21 protein-coding genes are annotated in these 18,701 nt (G+C 67.9%); 14 read left to right on the top strand and 7 right to left on the bottom strand.

Annotated features, from left to right (window positions below; genetic code table 11):
• The first annotated feature begins 32 nt into the window (after positions 1–32).
• The 10 genes from JL37_RS04275 (at position 33) to JL37_RS04230 (ending at position 8,562) form a co-directional block, all read left to right on the top strand.
• Positions 33–602 (top strand): GNAT family N-acetyltransferase, encoded by a 570-nt coding sequence (locus JL37_RS04275; protein WP_043542264.1) that lies wholly within the window; start codon positions 33–35, stop codon positions 600–602.
• A complete protein-coding gene (locus tag JL37_RS04270) occupies positions 592–828 on the top strand; it encodes a DUF3820 family protein (RefSeq protein WP_043542263.1) in 237 nt (78 codons plus the stop codon). The genes JL37_RS04275 and JL37_RS04270 overlap by 11 nt, the downstream gene beginning before the upstream one ends.
• Before the next feature lie 151 nt (positions 829–979).
• The gene (locus JL37_RS04265; RefSeq protein ID WP_043542261.1) at positions 980–1,312 is read left to right on the top strand and encodes a hypothetical protein; all 333 of its coding nucleotides are present in this window, start codon (positions 980–982) and stop codon (positions 1,310–1,312) included.
• A gap of 85 nt (positions 1,313–1,397) precedes the next feature.
• Complete coding sequence (locus tag JL37_RS04260) at positions 1,398–2,273, top strand: AraC family transcriptional regulator (protein WP_231570286.1); 876 nt, start codon at positions 1,398–1,400, stop codon at positions 2,271–2,273.
• A gap of 188 nt (positions 2,274–2,461) precedes the next feature.
• Positions 2,462–4,528, top strand: a complete 2,067-nt coding sequence (locus tag JL37_RS04255; protein ID WP_043542259.1) for a TonB-dependent siderophore receptor — start codon at positions 2,462–2,464, stop codon at positions 4,526–4,528.
• Between the two features lie 49 nt (positions 4,529–4,577).
• Positions 4,578–4,997 carry a cupin domain-containing protein gene (locus JL37_RS04250; protein ID WP_043542257.1) on the top strand — a complete coding sequence of 140 codons (420 nt, stop codon included), beginning with the start codon at positions 4,578–4,580 and terminating at the stop codon, positions 4,995–4,997.
• A 2-nt stretch (positions 4,998–4,999) separates the two neighbouring features.
• Complete coding sequence (locus tag JL37_RS04245) at positions 5,000–6,205, top strand: RhtX/FptX family siderophore transporter (RefSeq protein ID WP_043542256.1); 1,206 nt, start codon at positions 5,000–5,002, stop codon at positions 6,203–6,205.
• 78 nt (positions 6,206–6,283) lie between these two features.
• Positions 6,284–7,537: an Hsp70 family protein gene (locus JL37_RS04240; RefSeq protein ID WP_043542255.1), complete on the top strand. Its 1,254-nt coding sequence runs from the start codon at positions 6,284–6,286 to the stop codon at positions 7,535–7,537.
• 82 nt (positions 7,538–7,619) lie between these two features.
• Positions 7,620–8,207, top strand: coding sequence for an NUDIX domain-containing protein (locus JL37_RS04235; RefSeq protein WP_043542253.1), 588 nt, complete (start codon positions 7,620–7,622; stop codon positions 8,205–8,207).
• A 19-nt stretch (positions 8,208–8,226) separates the two neighbouring features.
• Positions 8,227–8,562 carry a 2Fe-2S iron-sulfur cluster-binding protein gene (locus tag JL37_RS04230; protein WP_043542252.1) on the top strand — a complete coding sequence of 112 codons (336 nt, stop codon included), beginning with the start codon at positions 8,227–8,229 and terminating at the stop codon, positions 8,560–8,562.
• A gap of 12 nt (positions 8,563–8,574) precedes the next feature.
• Here JL37_RS04230 and JL37_RS04225 read toward each other — a convergent pair whose 3' ends face one another.
• The 7 genes from JL37_RS04225 to JL37_RS04195 all read right to left on the bottom strand — a co-directional run bounded on the left by JL37_RS04225 (position 8,575) and on the right by JL37_RS04195 (position 13,113).
• A complete protein-coding gene (locus JL37_RS04225) occupies positions 8,575–9,021 on the bottom strand; it encodes a hypothetical protein (RefSeq protein WP_231570285.1) in 447 nt (148 codons plus the stop codon).
• A complete protein-coding gene (locus tag JL37_RS04220; protein WP_043542251.1) occupies positions 8,975–9,673 on the bottom strand; it encodes a DUF899 domain-containing protein in 699 nt (232 codons plus the stop codon). Before JL37_RS04220 ends, JL37_RS04225 begins: the two co-directional genes overlap by 47 nt.
• Before the next feature lie 48 nt (positions 9,674–9,721).
• A complete protein-coding gene (locus tag JL37_RS04215; RefSeq protein WP_156124212.1) occupies positions 9,722–10,186 on the bottom strand; it encodes an SRPBCC domain-containing protein in 465 nt (154 codons plus the stop codon).
• Complete coding sequence (locus tag JL37_RS04210; protein ID WP_043542249.1) at positions 10,072–10,524, bottom strand: helix-turn-helix transcriptional regulator; 453 nt, start codon at positions 10,522–10,524, stop codon at positions 10,072–10,074. The genes JL37_RS04215 and JL37_RS04210 overlap by 115 nt, the downstream gene beginning before the upstream one ends.
• 92 nt (positions 10,525–10,616) lie before the next feature.
• Entirely contained in the window at positions 10,617–11,708 is a 1,092-nt protein-coding gene (locus tag JL37_RS04205; RefSeq protein WP_231570291.1) for a hypothetical protein, read from the bottom strand.
• Positions 11,709–11,830: 122 nt separating this feature from the next.
• Positions 11,831–12,559 carry a helix-turn-helix domain-containing protein gene (locus JL37_RS04200; RefSeq protein WP_043542248.1) on the bottom strand — a complete coding sequence of 243 codons (729 nt, stop codon included), beginning with the start codon at positions 12,557–12,559 and terminating at the stop codon, positions 11,831–11,833.
• 98 nt (positions 12,560–12,657) lie between these two features.
• Positions 12,658–13,113 carry a gamma-glutamylcyclotransferase gene (locus JL37_RS04195; protein ID WP_043542246.1) on the bottom strand — a complete coding sequence of 152 codons (456 nt, stop codon included), beginning with the start codon at positions 13,111–13,113 and terminating at the stop codon, positions 12,658–12,660.
• Between the two features lie 137 nt (positions 13,114–13,250).
• Here JL37_RS04195 and clpB point away from each other — a divergent pair, with 137 nt between their 5' ends.
• From clpB to JL37_RS04175, 4 genes are all read left to right on the top strand, one after another.
• A complete protein-coding gene (gene clpB, locus JL37_RS04190) occupies positions 13,251–15,857 on the top strand; it encodes an ATP-dependent chaperone ClpB (protein WP_043542317.1) in 2,607 nt (868 codons plus the stop codon).
• Between the two features lie 220 nt (positions 15,858–16,077).
• Positions 16,078–16,953: an NAD(P)-dependent oxidoreductase gene (locus JL37_RS04185; protein WP_043542245.1), complete on the top strand. Its 876-nt coding sequence runs from the start codon at positions 16,078–16,080 to the stop codon at positions 16,951–16,953.
• 60 nt (positions 16,954–17,013) lie between these two features.
• Complete coding sequence (locus tag JL37_RS04180; RefSeq protein WP_043542243.1) at positions 17,014–17,979, top strand: tripartite tricarboxylate transporter substrate binding protein; 966 nt, start codon at positions 17,014–17,016, stop codon at positions 17,977–17,979.
• A 34-nt stretch (positions 17,980–18,013) separates the two neighbouring features.
• Complete coding sequence (locus JL37_RS04175) at positions 18,014–18,691, top strand: RraA family protein (RefSeq protein ID WP_043542242.1); 678 nt, start codon at positions 18,014–18,016, stop codon at positions 18,689–18,691.
• The last annotated feature ends 10 nt before the right edge of the window (positions 18,692–18,701 follow it).

Raw genomic sequence — 18,701 nt, 5'->3', positions numbered from 1 at the left:
GGCGGCGTTGCCGCCCTCTGCACTGAACCGCAATGTTGCCGACCTTTGCCGATTGGCCCCACGATTATCCCGCCCTGGACGCGCCAGGCATGCGCCTGCGCGCCATGCGCGACGAGGATGCCGCCGACTGGTACGCCTATCTGCGGCGCGAGGAAGTGACGCGCCACACCAGTTGGCGCCTGGAGGGGGTTGAAACCTTGGCCGGCCTGATCCGGGCCTATGCGCAACCTGGCCAGTCGCACTGCATGCGGCTCGCCATCGTCGGCCAGGATGACCGGCTCGTCGGCACCATCGGCCTGAACGAGATCGCGCTGCCGCAGCGCCGCGCCGAGATCGCCTACGACATCGCGCCGGCCTGCTGGCGCCAGGGGCTGGCCACGAAGGCCTGTGCGGCGTTGACGGGTTGGGCGCTCGAAACGCTGGGGTTTGCGCGTATCCAGGCCACCGTGCTGGATTCGAACGTGGCTTCGGCGGGCGTGCTGGAGCGCTGCGGTTTCCGCCGGGAAGGCCTGCTGCATGCGTACCGGACGGTGCGTGGCGAGCCGCGCCATTTCTGGATGTACGCCCGCATCTGGCCGCGAGGTGACAGGCATGGATTCTGAGCTGCTTTCCCTGCTGGTCACGCGCACGATGCCCTTCGGCAAATACCAGGGCCGCCTGATCGCGGACCTTCCCGGGCCGTACCTGGCCTGGTTCGCGCGCAAGGGCTTTCCGCCTGGCGAACTGGGCCGCTTGCTGGCCCTGATGCACGAGCTGGATCACAACGGCCTGTCATCGCTGCTGGCGCCGCTGCGGCAGCCCGCCGGCAAGCCTGCCAGCAAGCGCTGAAGCGGCCTGGCGAGAAACCCCACGAAACAACTGTGGCGGATTGTGTAGCGTCGCCCGGCGGTAGGCGAGGATACGATAGGGCGGCGCGCGCCGGGCCGGGCCGCCACCGGCTCCTGGGGCCGGCGCGCTTGCTCATTGAAGAGAGGTCGCCATGAAGAAACTCCACATTTCCGCATTTCTGCTTGCCGCCTTGTGCGCAGGGGGCGCCGCGCAGGCGCAGAACGCCGCGCCCGTCACGCAGGAATACCAATATCCCAGCGTGCGTTCGAAGGACGGCAGCCTTTCGCCGCCTTCCACGCTGCGCATGACGGTCACGCCGGACCCCAACGCCGCGCCGGCCATCATCCGGGATACGCCGGAAAGCCAGGCCGAATACGCGCGTTGCCGCGAAGTCTCGGACCGCGCTGCGGTGTCGAATGCGCAGATGCAGGCTGGCGTGGAGCAATGCCTCAAAGAATTGGAGCAGCGCCGCCAGCAACAGTAGGGGCGCGGTGCCGGCTTTCCGTTTTGGTCAAACGGTAATAATATTCAATCTCATCAACTAGGCGGGGCGCCCCTCGCCCGCGACCGTGACCGCCCTCCACCCCGAACCCGACTGGACCGTATCGGCAGCCATGCCCGCGATGTCGCTGGCGGGCGGCACGCTGCGTTTTTGCCGCGACGAACGGGTGCAGGAACGCCTGGAGCCGGGGCTCAAGCTGGTGCTGGTGCTGGACGGCGAGCTTCGCTATAGCGTGTGCGGCGCGCCGGCCAGGCGGGTGAGCGGCCCGCTGCTGCACATGAGCCTCTGCCAGGACGCCATGGGCATGGAGCATGAATTCGGCGCGCACAAGGCGCTGCGGTTCATCTCTTTGCGCACCGGCCTGGAACACCTGGGCGACGCGCTTCGCATGGCGCCGGAGGAATTGGCCGCGCTGCTGCGCGCGCCCGGCGGTCAGGCTTACGCCGACGCCAATCTGCGGGTGGCTCCCGCCATGCAGGCGCTGGGCAATCAGATGCTGGCCTGCCCGGTGCAGGGCGCGCTCAGGCGCATGTACCTGTCGGGCAAGGCGCTGGAGTTGACGGCGCTGGCGCTGGGCGCGTTGCAACCCGCGCCCAGCGTGGCGCCGGCCCATGGCATGACGCGCGGCGACGTCGAGCGCCTGCATCATGCGCGCGACCTGGTCGCCGGCAATCTGCAGGACCCTCCGTCGCTGCCGGAGCTGGCGCGGCTGGCGGGCGTCAACGTCAACAAGCTCACCACGGGCTTTCGCAAGCTGTTCGGCACGAGCGTCTATGCCTACGTGCGCGAGCGGCGGATGGAGCAGGCCCACGCGCTGCTGGCCGCGGGCGAGCTCTCGGTTTCGGAGGCCGCCTACGCCTGCGGCTACACCGACTCGCATTTCACCAAGGTCTTCCAGCGCCGCTACGGCACGCTGCCCAGCAGCTTCGCGCCGCGCGGCTGAGCCCGCGCGCCTGCCGCGCCGGCGAAACTTCCGCAATCGCCAGCAAGACTTCCGCGATCGCCAGCGGCCGCCAGCCGTCCTCTCTAGAATTATTTGAGAATAATTCTCAGTAACAAGAAAGAGGGATAGCGGTGCAGAAAAAGTTGAAACCCCGGGCGGGCAGGACGCTCAGGAATGCGGCGCGCGCATTGCAGTGGCCGCTATGGCTCGCGGCGGCGGCGGGGCCGGCGCACGCGCAGGAGGCGCAATCGCTGCCGGCGGTGACGGTCACCGGCGAGGGCATCGCGCCGGGCACGGCGACGCTGGGCAAGCTGCCTCTGTCTGTGCGAGAGATCCCGCAATCGGTCACGGTGATCGGGCTGGAGCGTATGCAGGAGCAGAACCTGCAAAGCCTGGACGAGGTCATGCAGCACGCCACCGGCATCACCGTGCAGCCGTACCAGCTGCTGACCACGGCGTACTACTCGCGCGGCTTCAAGGTCGATTCCTTCGAGCAGGACGGCGTGCCGGTCCTGATGGGCAACATGGCGGCGTCGCCGCAGGACATGGCCGTATACGAGCGCGTGGAAATCCTGCGCGGCGCCAACGGCCTGCTGCACGGCGCGGGCAACCCTGCGGCCACCGTTAACCTGGTGCGCAAGCGGCCGCAGCGCGAGTTCGCATTCAATGGCACGGTCAGCGCGGGCAGCTGGGACCGCTACCGCGCCGAGGCGGATCTGGGCGGTCCCTTGAACGCCAGCGGCAGCGTGCGCGGACGCATCGTCGGCGCGGTCGAAGACCGCGGCTATTTCTACGACGTGGCGGATCAGCAGTCGGCGCTCTTCTACGGCATAGGCGAGGTGGACCTGGGGCCGCGGACGGTGCTGTCCGCCGGGTTGCAATACCAGCGCATCCGTTCCACCACCAACATGGCGGGCGTGCCGCGCTACAAGGACGGCGGCGACATCGGGCTATCGCGCTCGACCTATCTGGATGCCGCGTGGGACCGCTTCAACTGGGACACGACGCGTGTGTTCGCCGACCTTGAACACGGTTTCGGCGAGGGCTGGACGGCCAAGATCAGTGCCAACTACCTGACGGCCGACAGCAATCTGAAGTACGCCGGCGCGTATGGCGCCATCGACCGCGAAACCGGCATGGGGTCGAGGCTGATGGGCGGCGCCTACAAATTCGACAACACGCAGGCCAGCGTGGACGCCTACGTGAGCGGGCCCGTGCAGTGGTTCGGCCGCCGCCATGAACTGCTGCTGGGCGGCAACGCGCAGCGCACTACGTCAGAGCAGTACACGGGCATGCTGAGGCCGGCGCTGAACGTGCCGGTGAACGTTTTCGACTGGGATCCGCATAGCGTGCCCGAACCCGGCGTGGGGCCTTATTCTTCGCCGGGCGAAACGCGGCTGAAGCAGCAAGGCGTCTATGCCATGGGCCGCTTCTCGCTGGCCGACCCGGTGACCCTGGTGCTGGGCGGCCGCGTGAGCTGGTGGAACCAGAGCGCGCCGTCTGCGCGCCAGCGTATCGACCCCGAGTTCACGCCCTACGGCGGGCTGATCGTCGACCTGGATAAGCAGTGGTCCGTCTATGGCAGCTATGCGCAGGTGTTCCAGCCGCAAAGCCAGCTGACCCGAGAGGGCAAGCCGCTGGATCCGGTCACCGGCACCAACTACGAGGCCGGCGTGAAGGGCGAGCTGGCGGACGGCGCTTTGAACGTGTCGCTGGCGGTGTTCCAGATCCAGCAGAAGAACCGCGCGCAGCAGGATCCCGATTGGCCTTGCGTGGGCAGCAACTGCTACTACATCTCGGGCGGCGAAGTCCGCAGCCGCGGCTTCGAGGCCGAGGCCAGCGGGCAGGTCACGCCGTATTGGACGGTGGCGGCGGGCTATACGTTCAACACCAGCAAATACCTGTCCGACTCGGTCTCCAACGGCCAGCCTTTCGCCAGCTTCACGCCCAAGCACATCTTCCGTCTCTGGACGAACTACGCGCTGCCCGTCATGGAGCGCCGGTTGAGCGTGGGCGGCGGCGTGCAGATGCAGTCGGGCTACTCGACGGTCTCGGGCCCCGTCACGCTGCGCCAGGGCGGCTACACGCTGGTGGACCTGCGCATGGCCTACCGGCTGGACAAGCACCTGACCGCGGCGCTGAACGTCAACAACCTGTTCGACCGCCGCTACTACCAGAGCCTGTCGGGCACGGCATGGAACAACCGCTACGGCGAACCCCGCAACGTCATGCTGACGCTGCGCGCCCAGTACTGAACGACAGCGGCGGGCGTGGCGCCCGCCGCCACCCCAAGGAGGCATTCCGATGAAGACAGAACACCATCCGATACCGCCGGTCTTCGACTGGCTCGACCATTTCATGGCGCTGGGCAACGACGGCGCCCTGCGCGAGATCGGCAGGCGCCGGAGCCTGTCGCCCGGCGAAGGCTGGCTGGTCGGCGTCAAGGCCGTGACCAGCGATGCCGACGTGCACGGCGACGTGTGGGAGCGCCACCCGGCCGGCGAGGAAATGCTGTGCGTGCTGGAAGGCCGCGTGGTGCTGACGCTCGCGGACGAGGGCGGGGCGGAAACCGACGTGTTGCTGGACACCCGGCGCTGCGCCGTGGTGCCGCGCGGCGTGTGGCACCGCCTGCACATTGCCTGTCCCGGAAAAATCCTGTTCGTGACGCCGGGCCACGGCAGCGAACATCGCCGCGCGGCGGCGCAACCGCAACTGGAATCCTGACGATGCACCCCAAGGCAAACGGACGCTTGTTCCTGATGATCACCGCCCTGTATTTTTCACAGGGCATTCCTCTGGGCGTTGCGATGGAGGCTTTGCCCACGCTGCTGCGCCGCGACGGCGCGGACCTGCATGCGCTGGCCTGGCTGCCGCTGGTGGGCCTGCCATGGGTCCTGAAGTTCCTGTGGGCGCCGGTGGTGGACAACCGCTGGAATCCGGCGATGGGGCGGCGGCGCAGCTGGATCGTTCCGCTGCAGACGGTCGTGCTGGCCTGCCTGTCGGGCTTGGCGCTGCTGGGCATCTCGTCGGCGAGCGCGGCCTGGGTGGTTGCCTTGATGGCCGTGGCTTCGCTGGCCAGCGCCACCCAGGACATCGCCACCGACGGCCTGACCGCGGAGCGTTTCGAAGGCCAGGCCCTGGCGCGGGCGAATGCGGCGCAAGTAGGCGGCACGATGATGGGCTTCTTCTTTGGCGGCCCGGGCTGCCTGATCATGACGGGCTACATCGGCCAGACGGGCGCCGTCGCCGTGCTCGCCGCCGCCGTCGCGTTCAGCCTGCTGCTGGCCTCGGCCTGGCGCGAGACGGAAGCCGCCGCGCCGTCCGCCCGGCCGCGCGCCACGCTGGCGGGATTCATCCGCCGGCCGGGCGCCTGGGCGCTGGCGGCGGCCGCTTTCCTGTCGGCCATGACGGCGGTGGCGGGCTACGGCCTGTCCAAGCTGTTCCTGGTGGACGCCGGCTGGCGGGTCGAAGACGTGGGCCGCATCGGCATGGCGGGCGGGGTCGTCACCGTGCTGCTGGGCTGCGGCGGGGGCGCGTGGCTGATCGGCAGACTGGGCGCGCGCGCCGCGTTGGCGCTGGGCCTGGCGGCCTCCGGCGCGGCCGCGCTGGGCTGGCTGGCGCAGGCGCAGGGCTGGGCGCCCGGGCAGGCGGGGCTGGCCTACGCGGCGCAGGCGCTGGGCTCTTTCGGCGCGGGGGCGGCGTCGGTGGCCTTGATGACGTTGGCCATGCGTTTCGCGCGCCGCGGGGAGCAGGCGGGAACCGACATGACCGCAGTCCAGAGCGCGCGGGACCTGGGCGAGATCCTGACTTCGTCCCTGATGACGGGGCTGGCGGCCTACGCGGGCTATGCCGGGGGCTTCGCGGCCGGCCTGGCGGTGGCGGCGCTGACCCTGGCCTTTACCGCCAAGGCGCTGGCGCGGCCCGCGGGGTAGGGGCGGCGGGGCCTCGCAAGGGGCGGGAGCCGAAGCGGGTACACTTGTGCGCCGTTTTGCTTCAGTTCCAGAGTTTCCATGATTTCCACCGCATGCGGCGTCGATTTCGGCACGTCCAATTCCACCGTGGGCTGGAGCCGTGCCGGCCAACCCGCGCTCCTCGCCCTGGAAGACGGCAAGACCACCTTGCCCTCGGCCATTTTCTTCCACGACGAAGACGCCGAGGTCAGCTATGGCCGCGCGGCCATCTCCGATTACCTGGCGGGTTACGACGGGCGCCTGATGCGTTCGATGAAAAGCCTGCTGGGCAGCTCGCTCATCGACGGCTCGACGGAAGTCCAGGGCCGTTCGATTCCATTCCGCGTCCTGTTGACCCGGTTCATCGCCGAACTGAAGCAACGCGCCGAGACCGCCGCGGGCCGGGGTTTCACCCGCGCGGTGCTGGGCCGGCCGGTGTTTTTCGTGGACGACAACCCCGCCGCCGACCAGACGGCGCAGGATACGCTGGGCGAGATCGCCCGCAGCGTCGGCTTCACCGACATCGAATTCCAGTTCGAGCCCCTGGCCGCGGCGTTCGATTATGAATCGCAGATCGACCGTGAAGAGCTGGTGCTGGTCATCGACATCGGCGGCGGCACCTCGGACTTCTCGTTGATCCGCCTGGGGCCCGGCCGGGCTGCCAAGGCCGACCGGCGCGACGATATCCTGGCCTATGGCGGCGTGCACATCGGCGGGGTGGATTTCGACAAGCAGCTCAGCCTGGGTCACGTGATGCCCTTGCTCGGGCTGGGCAGCCAGCTGCGCAGCGGCAAGGACGTGCCGTCCACGCAATATGGCAACCTGGCTTGCTGGCACACCATCAACCAGGCGTACACCCGCAAGGCGGCCGAGCACTTCGCCTTCATCCGGGCCGAGGCCGGCGACCGCGAGAAAATCGATCTGCTGCTCAATCTCGTCAAGGAGCGCGCCGGCCACTGGGTGGCGGTGCAGGTGGAAGAAGCCAAGATCGCTCTGTCGGAAACGTCCGCCGCGCGGATCGATCTGTCGCGCGTTGCGCCCGACCTGGGCGTGGATGTGACGCGGCCGTCGTTCGACGCCTGCGTGGGCCGCCTGATCGAGAAGGTCGAATCCACGGTGGGCGCGCTGATGCGCGACGCCGGCGTGGCGACGGCGGACGTGGACACCGTGTTCTTCACCGGGGGCTCGAGCCGCGTGCCGCGCCTGCGCGAGGCGGTGTCGGCGCTGGTGCCGGACGCGCGCAGCGTCGAGGGCGACCTGTTCGGCAGCATCGGGGCCGGCCTGGCGCTGGATGCCCGCCGCAAGTTCGGCTGAGGCGTCATCGCGGCGATGGTAAGCTGCATGATCCTCGCGGGCCCACGCGGCCCGCGCGTTGCGCCAGGCCCAGGAACCCGTCATGACCGACAAACCCGATTCCCATCTCGTTGAAAAACTCGTCGCCAGCGAGGCGCCTTACGACGGCAGCTTCCTGAAGGTCCGCCGCGACACGGTGAGCCTGCCCAATGGCAATACGGCAATACGCGAATACGTGGTGCATCCGGGGGCCGTCGTGGTGATCCCGCTGCTGGACGACGGCCGGGTCCTGCTCGAACGGCAATACCGCTACCCCATCGGACGCGTCATGACGGAGTTCCCCGCGGGCAAGCTCGACCCGGGCGAAGACCCGCTCGTGTGCGGCAAGCGCGAACTGCTCGAGGAAACGGGCTATACGGCCGGCCAGTGGGCGCATGCCGGCGTCTTGCACCTGGCCATCGCCTATTCCACGGAAATCATTCACATCTTTTTCGCGCGAGACTTGCGCCCCGGCCCCCGCCAGCTGGACCAGGACGAATTCCTGGACGTGGCCAGCGCGCGCCCCGAAGAGCTGGTCGAGGCGTGCCGCAAGGGCGAAGTCACCGACGCCAAGACCCTGACCTGCGTGCTGTGGATGCAGAACGTGCTGTCCGGCGCATGGCAGCTCGACTGGCAGGGCAACGCCGCCTGAGGCGCGCCGTCCTTTCGCCATGTCCAAGTCTTTTCCGGTCCTGCTGCAGCCTTCCGGCATGCGCTTCGATGCGCCAGCCGGCACGTCCGTGCTGTTGGCGGCGCAGGCCGCGGGCATCAAGCTGCCAAGCTCTTGCCGCAACGGCACCTGCCGCGCCTGCATGTGTCTGATGCTGGACGGATCCGTCGTGTACGGCATCGAATGGCCGGGGCTGTCACGCGACGAGAAGGAAGACGGCTGGATCCTGCCATGCGTGGCCCAGCCCGCTTCCGCGCTGGAAATCCAGGTCCCGCTGGCTGTGCCGCTCGAGCCCGCCGCGCCCGCGCCGCGCCCATTGACCGGCGCGCGGCGCTAACCCCGGCAGGCCCTAAGGCGAGCCTACCGCCGGCAGCGCGACGGCCATGCCGGCCGCCATTCCCGCCACCATGCCGGCAAACGGCGCAACGCCCAGCGGCAGGGCCGCCAGCATGCCCAGCTGCGCGCCGGCGAGCATGCCTACGCTCATGGATACCGCGCAGGCCAGGCGTGCCCCGAGCGCGGGAGCGCGCGGCCAGGGCGCCAGCGCCGCGGCCAGCATGGCGATGCTGCTTGCCGGCATCAGCGACGCATGCCGCCACGCCATTTCCGCCAGGCTGGCCGGGGCCGCGCATTCGCTCGCGAGCAAGGCGGCGGGCGTGCGCAGCGTGTCGATCCACAACCCCGCCGCCATCGCCGCCATGCAGGCCAGCCACAGGCCGGCCGCACCGGCGCCGGCGCGTGGCGCGGCGTCAGCCGCAGGCGTGGCAGGCCTGCCGCGCGTTGTCGTAGCGGTCATGGTGCCGGACCCAGTCGCCCAGGTTGAAGTGGGGGCCGTTTTCGTTGCGGCCCAGCGGCGCCAGCTCCAGGTAGTTGTACGCGCCCGCCAGCCGTTCGACGCCGCGTTCGAAGGTCGAATAGGTGTGGAAGATCTCGCCGTCCGGATCGCGGAAGAAGGCGCTGGCGCCCGAGCGTTCCTCGACGCCGCCGTCGGCCTTGGGCACCGAGGCCCGCAGGTCGAAATTGAAATCGCCGCCATGGGACGAATACCAATCGAAGCGCCAGCCCATCCGCCTCTTGAACGCGTCCAGCTTGACGTAGGGCGCGCGTGAAACGGCCGCCACCGTCACGTCGTGCCGGCGCAGGTGCATCAGGGCGCCCTCCATATGGTCCGCCAGGAACGAGCAACCCACGCAGCCTTCCTCCCAGTCCGGGTCGAACATGAAGTGGTAGACGATGAGTTGGCGCCGTCCCTGGAACAGGTCGGCCAGGGCGAGGGGACCGTCCGGGCCCTTGAAACGGTACGGCTTTTCCACCTTGACCCAGGGCAGGGCCAGCCGGTCGCGCGCCAGCGCGTCCTGGGCCCGGGTCAGTTCTTTCTCGCGGCGCAGGAACGCCTCGCGCGCGGCGTCCCATTGCGCCTGGGATACGACAGGATGATCGGTTTGCATCTGCGGCTCCTCTGGTGCGGGCCTGGCGGCCCGGTAGGGCGGACCGGCTCAAGCCGTGTCCGCCAGGTGGCCCGCCAGCCGCTCCATCGCGCCCGACCAGCCATGGTCGTGGCTGTCGCGGGTGGCCTGGTCGACGAACGGGGTCTGCAGGAAGGCAAGCTCGGTGCCGCCGCCCGCAGGGGTGAATTCCAGGGTGATCAGGGAAACCTCGGCGGGCGTGTCGCGCCAGGCCCAGGTGAAGACCAGCCGGCGTTGCGGCTCGACTTCGCGGTAGTGGCCGCTGGCGTGATGTTCCAGCCCGTCCTCGGTGGAGAATCCGACCACGTAGGCGCCGCCCACGCGCACGTCGGTTTCGGCCACCAGCACCCGCCGGGTCTCGGCGGGGCCGAACCAGCGCATCAGCGCTTGCGGGTCCGTCCAGGCGCGCCAGACGCGTTCGACGGGGGCGTCGAAGCGCCGCTTGAGCCGGAGCTCGATGGGGGCGGCTGCTTGCGGGGTGTGTCGGTCTTCCATGGATGGATCTCCTCCTCGTGGTACAGGTACCGCGCCAGCGAATCCAGCTGCCCGTTCCAGAACCTTTCGTAGCGGGCCAGCCAGTCGGACGCGGCCTGCATCGGTTCCGGCGACAGGGTGCAATTCACCACGCGGCCATCCTTGGCGCGCGCGATCAGGCCGGCGTCTTCCAGCACCCGCAGGTGTTTCATGAACGCGGGCAGGGACATGGCGTGCGGGCGGGCCAGCTCGCTGACCGAAGCCGCGCCTTGTTCCAGGTCGGCCAGCACCCGGCGCCGCGTGCCGTCGGCCAGCGCCGCGAAGATGCCGTCGAGCGTGTCGTCGTTAAAGTTAACCATATGGTTAAGTATTAAGCCGGCGCGGCTGGCGTGTCAAGCGAAAAATCAGCTGTTTCCCGTGGGCCTGCCGTTGGAGGGGGCGAGCGGCGGCCTTACTTTGCGCGCGGCTTGACGGCCTCGCAGGGCGCCGCGCCATCGGCCGTCCTGGCGTCTTCGCCCAGCAGCGCGCGCGCGCCGCAGACCGAGCCGAACATGCCTTTGTTGTCGTGTCCGACGCCCGTGACTTCGTAGGCGCGCCGGTGCAGCGGCACGGGCTTGGCGCCGCGTCCGGCCAGCAGGTATTCGTATTGCGCGTAGCCCACACCGCGGGCTAGCCGCGTCGCGCCCTGGGCTTCGGCCCCGCAGGTCTTGTCGAGCAGGCGATGCTCGGGGTTGTTGTCCGCGCCGCCCAGCAGATAGGTGACGTCGCGGGCCGCGTAGCGCACGAACAGGCGCGATTCGTCGGTTTCGCGCGTGTAGGAGGGCAGCTTGTCGGGGCCGTACTTGTACTGGTTGTACGTCGGGCAGATGCCGCGTTCGTAGGGCGCGTAACCCTTGCCGTCGGGGCGCGGACGTTCGTTGGTCAGGTACAGGTAGGACGAGGGATTGGCGATGACGTAGCGCAGCGCCAGCCCGTCGCGCCGCAGCGGCCCGTCGACATTGTTCAGCACGGCGTAGCGCTGCACCAGTTGCGCGCCGGCCGAATGCCCGGCCAGCACGATGCCCGCCAGGGCAGGCAGGCGCTTGCGGTCGTCCAGGCTGCGCAGCAGGTCGTCGAGCACCTGGAAGGAACTGACCGGCGCGGGCCGTCCGGCGGCCTGCACGCTGTCTTCGCCGTCTTCCCAGCTGGCCTTGCGCCATGCCGCCATGCCGCCGAAACCCGAGTCGATCGCGCCTGAATAGCGGGGCGCCAGGATCAGCGTGTCGCGCGCGCGCTGCGGATTGCGCCCGAGCAGTTCGTCGATGGTTTCGTAGTAGCGGTCGGCGTCGCGCTTGACGCCGTGGATCACGACGATGATGTGCTTGATGCCGCGCAGGTCGTCGCGGTCGAGCTTGCGGTTGGCGTAGACCGGCATCTTGTACCGGTGTCCGGCCTTGCCCAGCTCCACGGCCTGCCAGCGCAACGGCGCCGCGCGCTTGGGCGCGGGCACGGTTTCGTCGTAGTCGTACGGGTCGGGCAGGGGAGTCTGGGCGCGGGCCGCCATCGGGGCCAGCCAGGCCGCCAGGGCGAGCGTCGCGGCGAGGCGGCGCGCCGCGACGGCGGCCCGGCCCGGCCGCGCCTGGCGCATGGGGGAAGCGGGCGCGCGGCGCATGGCGCGGCGGGCGGTCAGCAGCCTTCTTGGCCCAGCAGCTGCTTGAGCGCGGGCAGATCCAGGATGCGAACTTCGCGCTGGTTGATCTTGATCAGGCCGTCGCGCGCGAAGCGCGAGAACAGCCGGCTGACCGTTTCCAGGGTCAGGCCGAGATAGTTGCCGATCTCTTCGCGGCTCATGCGCAGCACGAACTCGGTGGACGAATAGCCCAGCGAGGCGTAGCGCTGCGACAGATTGAGCAGGAACGCGGCCAGGCGCTGTTCAGAGCGCATGGAGCCCAGCGACGCCAGCATCTGGTGCGAGCGATTGATCTCGCGGCTCATCAGGCGGCGGAACTGCTGCTGCAGGGACGGCAGGTGCGTGGCGACGCGGTCGATGTCCGACAGGCGGATCACGCAAACCTCGGAATCTTCCAGCGCCACGGCGGTCGAGACGTGCTTGCCGTCGAGCATGCCGTCCATGCCGACGATTTCGCCGGGCAGGTGAAAGCCGGTGACCTGGATTTGGCCGGTGGCGTCTTCGAGCTGCGTCTTGAGGCTGCCGAACCGCACGCTGTAGACCGCGTCCAGCGGATGGTTCAGCGAATAGAGCGGCTTGCCTTTTTCAAGGCGCACGCGCTCCTTGACCAGTTCGTCGAGCTTTTCCACTTCAGCGGCAGCCATGCCGACGGGCACGCACACGTGGCCCAGCATGCATGTGGAACAGTGGGCGGCATCAGGGGCAACGGGAACCCGTTTTTGCATACGATGACCTTTATAGTGCCCATTGCTCGGACCAGCGCCGGAATGGGTGTAAAGCGGGAAGACAAATTCCATTGTAGTCTGTTGTTACTACGGGCGTCTTACCGGCCTGGCGGGGCCGGCCGCGCGCGCCGGTAACTGACCCAGTCGTCGGCTTCGATATCCACCGCCGCGCCGCGCAGGGCCGGATCTATTGGATAGTACTGGCAAGCGAGATATCGCGCCTCGGCGGCCGGCGCCCGCCCTTTTGCGGAGGCCTCCAGGCGGGCGGCGACCTCGCGCCGCACGAAGCAGCCGGGTTTTTCGGGGTCGTACTCCTCGATTTCATCCATCAGGGCGAGCAGCGCCGGTTCCACCCCGAAAACATCGCCCCGCACGCGCCGGCCATCCTCCACGGGAATCAGGCCCGGCCACTCGCCGAAGTCCACCAGGCGGCCCGGCACGCTGGCCGGGCCCACGTAGCGCGCGGCAGGGAGCCCCCGTCCGGCGGCGGCCCGGGCCAGGTCGTTGATTTCGCCGGCGCGTAGCGTGCCGTAGACAAAAACGTATATGCTCATGAATCAGATCGTTGCTGCACGTCGAAAAAACCATGGCGCGGGCAGGGTGTTGAAATTTTCTCATCCGGCCGCATATTCAGCTTATCGAGCCCGCCGGCACGTATCGGTCAGGCTCCTCAACAAGCCAAATGACCATTATGCGATTCGACAAACTGACAACCAAGTTCCAGCAAGCCCTGGCCGACGCTCAGAGTCTGGCCGCCCGCAATGATCACCCCTACATCGAGCCGCTCCACGTGCTCTCCGCCTTGCTGTCGGATCCCGACAGCGGCGCGGGCAGCCTGCTGGCGCGCGCCGGCGTGGCGGTCAACCGCCTGCAGCCGGCGATCGAAAGCGCGCTGAAGTCCTTGCCGCAGGTGCAGGGCGACGACAACGTGCAGGTCGGCCGCGACCTCCAGGGCGTGCTTACGCGCACCGACAAGGAAGCCGCGCGCCGCGGCGACACCTATATCGCCAGCGAGCTCTTCCTGCTGGCGCTGGCCGACGACAAGGGTCCGGCCGGCCGCATCCTGCAAGAGGCCGGCCTGCAGAAAAAGGCGCTGGAAGCCGCGATCGACGCCGTGCGCGGCGGCGAGAACGTGTCCGGCGCCGAAGGCGAATCCAACCGCGAAGCCCTGTCCAAATACACGATGGACCTGACCGAGCGCGCCCGCCAGGGCAAGCTCGACCCGGTGATCGGCCGCGACGATGAAATCCGCCGCACCATCCAGATCCTGCAGCGCCGCACGAAGAACAACCCGGTGCTGATCGGCGAACCCGGCGTGGGCAAGACCGCCATCGTCGAAGGCCTGGCGCAGCGCATCGTCAACGACGAAGTGCCCGAGACCCTGCGCGGCAAGCGCGTGCTGTCGCTGGACCTGGCGGCGCTGCTGGCCGGCGCCAAGTTCCGCGGCGAGTTCGAGGAACGCCTGAAAGCCGTGCTGAAGGAACTGTCCCAGGACGACGGCAGCAACATCGTCTTCATCGACGAACTGCACACCATGGTGGGCGCGGGCAAGGCCGAAGGCGCGATGGACGCCGGCAACATGCTCAAGCCGGCGCTGGCGCGCGGCGAGCTGCATTGCATCGGCGCGACCACGCTGGACGAATACCGCAAGTACATCGAGAAGGACGCCGCGCTGGAGCGCCGCTTCCAGAAGGTGCTGGTCGACGAACCCGACGTCGAGTCCACCATCGCCATCCTGCGCGGCCTGCAAGAGCGCTACGAGATCCACCACGGCGTCGAGATCACCGACCCGGCCATCGTGGCCGCGGCCGAGCTTTCGCACCGCTACATCACCGACCGCTTCCTGCCCGACAAGGCCATCGACCTGATCGACGAGGCGGGCGCGCGCATCCGCATGGAGATCGATTCCAAGCCGGAAGTGATGGACAAGCTGGATCGCCGCATCATCCAGCTCAAGATCGAGCGCGAGGCCGTCAAGAAAGAGTCCGACGATGCTTCGAAGCGCCGCCTGGGCGTGATCGAGGACGAGCTGGAAAAGCTGCAACGCGAGTACAACGATTTCGAGGAAATCTGGAAGGCGGAAAAGGCCGCCGTCCAGGGCACGCAGGCCATCAAGGAAGAGATCGACAGCGTGCGCGCCGAAATGGCTGAATTGCAGCGCAAGGGCCAGTTCGACAAGCTGGCCGAGCTGCAGTACGGCAAACTGCCGGACCTGGAGGCGCGCCTGAAGGCGGCCGAAGTCGGCGCGGCCGAAGCAGCCGAGGAAGCCGAGGGCGGCGAAGGGCGCCCGCGCCTGCTGCGCACCCGCGTGGGCGCCGAGGAAATCGCCGAAGTCGTGTCGCGCGCCACCGGCATCCCCGTATCGAAAATGATGCAGGGCGAACGCGACAAGCTGCTCCACATGGAGGAATACCTGCACAAGCGGGTGGTGGGCCAGGATGAGGCCGTGCGTCTCGTGTCCGACGCGATCCGGCGTTCGCGCGCGGGGCTGGCGGATCCCTCTCGCCCCTACGGGTCGTTCCTGTTCCTGGGCCCCACCGGCGTGGGCAAGACCGAACTCACGCGCGCGCTGGCGGAATTCCTGTTCGACTCCGAAGAGCACATGATCCGCATCGACATGAGCGAGTTCATGGAGAAGCATTCGGTGGCGCGGCTGATCGGCGCGCCGCCCGGATACGTGGGCTACGAAGAGGGCGGCTACCTGACCGAGGCTGTGCGCCGCAAGCCGTACAGCGTGGTGTTGCTGGACGAAGTGGAGAAAGCGCATCCGGACGTTTTCAACGTGCTGCTGCAAGTGCTGGACGACGGCCGCCTGACCGACGGCCAGGGCCGCACTGTGGACTTCCGCAACACGGTGATCGTAATGACTTCCAACCTGGGTTCGCAGCACATCCAGACCCTGGCCGGCAAACCGTACGAAGTGGTCAAGGAAGTGGTATGGGACGAGCTGAAGCAGACGCTGCGCCCCGAGTTCCTGAACCGCATCGACGAGGTCGTCGTGTTCCACGGCCTGGAAGCCCAGCACATCGAGTCGATCGCCCGCATCCAGCTGCGCCGCCTCGGCGAGCGCCTGGAACGGCAGGAGATGCGCCTCGAAGTGAGCGAGCCCGCGCTGGCGGAACTGGCCCGTTCCGGCTTCGATCCGGTGTTCGGCGCGCGCCCCTTGAAGCGCGCGATCCAGCAGCAGATCGAAAACCCGGTGGCGCGCCTCATCCTGGAGGGCCGTTTCGGCCCGAGGGACGTGGTGCCGGTGGATTGGCAGGACGGAGAGTTCGTCTTCACGCGAACGCTGCAGTAAGGCGATTATCGCTAAGCATCAAGCGCTGGCCGCACCGGAAAGCTCCTCGAATGTTCGAGGAGCTTTTTTTTGCCCGCGATTCCCGTTCCCGCATGCTTTTGTCAGCATTAATGTTTTTTTAATGTACTAAATTTTCATGAAACCTAGGGTTTATACGGGTAATTTACCGGGAAATTTCATTCTATAAACGCATCATTGTTTTTTTTATGTATTTATAGAAATGAAAATTGCGCTGTTGGGTTGTGGCGAGGTCGGTTCCTGCTACGCGCAGGCATGGGGCGCCGCCGGGCACATGGTGACCGGCATCTGCGAGCTGCGGCAAGACGAGGAAATGGCAGGGCGCGCGCGCAGCCATGGCGCCGTGCTGCATGCGGAGCCCGGCCCCTGGCTGGGCGAGGCAGACATCGTCGTTTCCGCCGTCTATGGCCACGCGGCGCTGGAGGTGGCGCGGCAGAGCTTTCCGCACATGCGCCAGGACGCGGTCTACGCCGACTTCACCACGGCCAGCGCGCCCGATATGCAGGCGGCCGCAGCGGCCGCCGCCGAGCGCAACATTGCTTTCACCGACGTGGCGATCATGGGCGCGATCGCCCTGCTGGCGGAGCGCACGCCGTTGCTCTGCGCGGGAAGCGGCACGGACGCGGTGCTGCGTTTGGCCGAGAGCGGCGGGGCGCCGGCACGCGTCATTCCGGGGGCGGCCGGAGACGCCGTGCGCCTGAAGCTGCTGCGCAGCATCATGACCAAAGGCATGGAAAGCCTGGCCGTCGAATGCCTGGTCGCGGCCGAGTCCATGGGCCTGCGCGCCCCGCTTTACGAAGTGCTGGCGGACATCGACAGGACGCCGCTCACGGCGTTCATGGATTCGTTCGTCCGTTCGCATGTGCTGCACGCCCAGCGCCGGCAGGCCGAAGTCTGCGAGGCCAGGGCACAACTGGTCGAGGCCGGGCTGGAACCGCTGGTTCTCGACGGCGTGGAACGGCTGTTCGACCGGACCAGCCGGGGTATCCAGGCGGCGCGGGCCGGCGGGGATTTCGACGTGCCCGATTCGGTCGACGCGCGCCTGGCCTGGCTGGCGTCATTGGCGCGCCGGCGCTGAGCGCGCCGCTGCGCCGCAATGTATCGCGTATCAAACAAAACCAACTGTGTGAGGAAGACGATGAAACTCTTGAAGAACCTCCTGGCCGCCACGCTCGTGCTGGGCTGCGCCGCGGCGCACGCGGCCGATCTGGGCAATGCGCCCATCACGCTTATTTCCCCGTTCCCGCCAGGAGGCGGCACCGACACGCTGACGCGCATGATCGGAAGCGCGGTCAGCCAGGACAAGGGCTGGAACATCGTGGTGGAAAACAAGCCGGGCGCCGGGGGGAACCTGGCGCTGGACGCCACCGCCCGAGCCCGGCCGGACGGCCACACGCTGGTGATGGCCCAGACCGACAACATCGTGCTGAATCCCTGGCTCTACAACAAGCTCAGCTACGACACGTTCAAGGATTTCAAGCCGGTCGGCCCGGTGGCGACTTCGCCGAGCGTCTTCGTGGTCTTGCCCGGGTCCCCGTTCAAGACGATCGACGACGTCGTCAAGGCGGCGCAGGCCCGTCCGGGCCAGGTCTCGCTGGGCATCCCGGGTATCGGCGGCACGGGCGACCTGACCGGCTACCTCTGGCGCAAGGCGGCGAACATGGAGTTGATGCACGTGCCGTACCGGGGCTGGGGCCAGGCCTTCCCGGACTTGGCCAGCGGCCGCATCGACATGTATGTGGGCTCCGTGGCCTCGCTGTTGCCGCAGATCCGCGGCGGCAAGGTCCGCGCGCTTGCCGTGGTCGCCAAGGAGCGCTCGCCCGCCTTGCCCGACGTGCCCACGTTCGCGGAAAACGGATTCAAGACGATCGACCAGTCGATCTGGTGGGGCCTGATGGCGCCCGCGAAGACGCCCGACGACGTGATCGCCACGTTGAATAAGGCGCTGCAGGATGTCCAGTCCAACCCCGAGTTGGTGAAAAAGCTGGAAGACGCCGGCTACAGCGTGCTCAAGGGCACGCCCGAGGATCTGGCCAGGCAGCACCGCTCGGACCACGACATCTTCGGCAAGGTCGTGCAGGAAGCCGGCATCCCCAAGCAGTAACGGCAAAGAACCCATTTTTCCGACAGGAGCAAAGATGATCGGCTTTCAGATCCACCCCCGGGCGCGCGCGGTAAGCAAGGAAACCGTCGACAAGTTCAACGGCATTCCGGTGGCCAACATCAGCGACTGCATGTCGCGCATGACGGCGGGCGGCGCGCACTTGCTGCCCATGCACGACGGCAGTCCGCTGGCCGGCCCGGCGCTGACCGTGCGCACCCGTCCCGGCGACAACCTGCTGGTGCACAAGGCGCTGGACCTGGCGCAGCCCGGCGATGTGATTGTGGTGGACGCGGGCGGCGACCTGACCAACGCCATCATCGGCGAGATCATGACCAGCTATGCGCAGTCGCGCGGCATCGCGGGCATCGTGATCAACGGCGCGATCCGCGATAGCGGCGCGATACGCAGCGGGTCGTTCCCCGTCTATGCGGCCGGCGTGACCCACCGGGGCCCATACAAGGACGGACCGGGCGAGATCAATTGCGTCATCGCCCTGGACGGCATGACGATTGCGCCGGGGGACCTGGTCCTGGGCGATGAAGACGGCCTGCTGTCGATCCCGTTCGAGCAAACGGAAGCGCTTTATCAGGCGGCTTCGTCCAAGCACGAGCTGGAAACCAGAATGCTGGCGGATATCGCGGCGGGCACGCTGGACACGTCCTGGGTCGATGCCAGGCTCAAGCTGCTGGGCTGCGTGGAGACGCAAGCGTGAACGCGGCGGT

It is taken from the genome of Achromobacter sp. RTa, assembly GCF_000757485.1.
In the GTDB taxonomy this organism is placed as follows: Bacteria; Pseudomonadota; Gammaproteobacteria; order Burkholderiales; family Burkholderiaceae_B; genus Achromobacter.
Note: the sequence above shows the minus strand (reverse complement) of the source record. Positions and strands in the feature narration are given on the sequence as shown.

Coding starts and splice junctions, on each gene's coding strand:
- JL37_RS04250 (WP_043542257.1), top strand. CDS start 4,578: ATGAAGACAGAACACCATCCGATACCGCCGGTCTTCGACTGGCTCGAC.
- JL37_RS04225 (WP_231570285.1), bottom strand. CDS start 9,021: ATGACCGCTACGACAACGCGCGGCAGGCCTGCCACGCCTGCGGCTGAC.
- JL37_RS04215 (WP_156124212.1), bottom strand. CDS start 10,186: ATGGAAGACCGACACACCCCGCAAGCAGCCGCCCCCATCGAGCTCCGG.
- JL37_RS04265 (WP_043542261.1), top strand. CDS start 980: ATGAAGAAACTCCACATTTCCGCATTTCTGCTTGCCGCCTTGTGCGCA.
- JL37_RS04180 (WP_043542243.1), top strand. CDS start 17,014: ATGAAACTCTTGAAGAACCTCCTGGCCGCCACGCTCGTGCTGGGCTGC.
- JL37_RS04210 (WP_043542249.1), bottom strand. CDS start 10,524: ATGGTTAACTTTAACGACGACACGCTCGACGGCATCTTCGCGGCGCTG.
- JL37_RS04245 (WP_043542256.1), top strand. CDS start 5,000: ATGCACCCCAAGGCAAACGGACGCTTGTTCCTGATGATCACCGCCCTG.
- JL37_RS04240 (WP_043542255.1), top strand. CDS start 6,284: ATGATTTCCACCGCATGCGGCGTCGATTTCGGCACGTCCAATTCCACC.
- JL37_RS04230 (WP_043542252.1), top strand. CDS start 8,227: ATGTCCAAGTCTTTTCCGGTCCTGCTGCAGCCTTCCGGCATGCGCTTC.
- JL37_RS04235 (WP_043542253.1), top strand. CDS start 7,620: ATGACCGACAAACCCGATTCCCATCTCGTTGAAAAACTCGTCGCCAGC.
- clpB (WP_043542317.1), top strand. CDS start 13,251: ATGCGATTCGACAAACTGACAACCAAGTTCCAGCAAGCCCTGGCCGAC.
- JL37_RS04200 (WP_043542248.1), bottom strand. CDS start 12,559: ATGCAAAAACGGGTTCCCGTTGCCCCTGATGCCGCCCACTGTTCCACA.
- JL37_RS04275 (WP_043542264.1), top strand. CDS start 33: ATGTTGCCGACCTTTGCCGATTGGCCCCACGATTATCCCGCCCTGGAC.
- JL37_RS04175 (WP_043542242.1), top strand. CDS start 18,014: ATGATCGGCTTTCAGATCCACCCCCGGGCGCGCGCGGTAAGCAAGGAA.
- JL37_RS04205 (WP_231570291.1), bottom strand. CDS start 11,708: ATGGCGGCCCGCGCCCAGACTCCCCTGCCCGACCCGTACGACTACGAC.
- JL37_RS04270 (WP_043542263.1), top strand. CDS start 592: ATGGATTCTGAGCTGCTTTCCCTGCTGGTCACGCGCACGATGCCCTTC.
- JL37_RS04195 (WP_043542246.1), bottom strand. CDS start 13,113: ATGAGCATATACGTTTTTGTCTACGGCACGCTACGCGCCGGCGAAATC.
- JL37_RS04185 (WP_043542245.1), top strand. CDS start 16,078: ATGAAAATTGCGCTGTTGGGTTGTGGCGAGGTCGGTTCCTGCTACGCG.
- JL37_RS04220 (WP_043542251.1), bottom strand. CDS start 9,673: ATGCAAACCGATCATCCTGTCGTATCCCAGGCGCAATGGGACGCCGCG.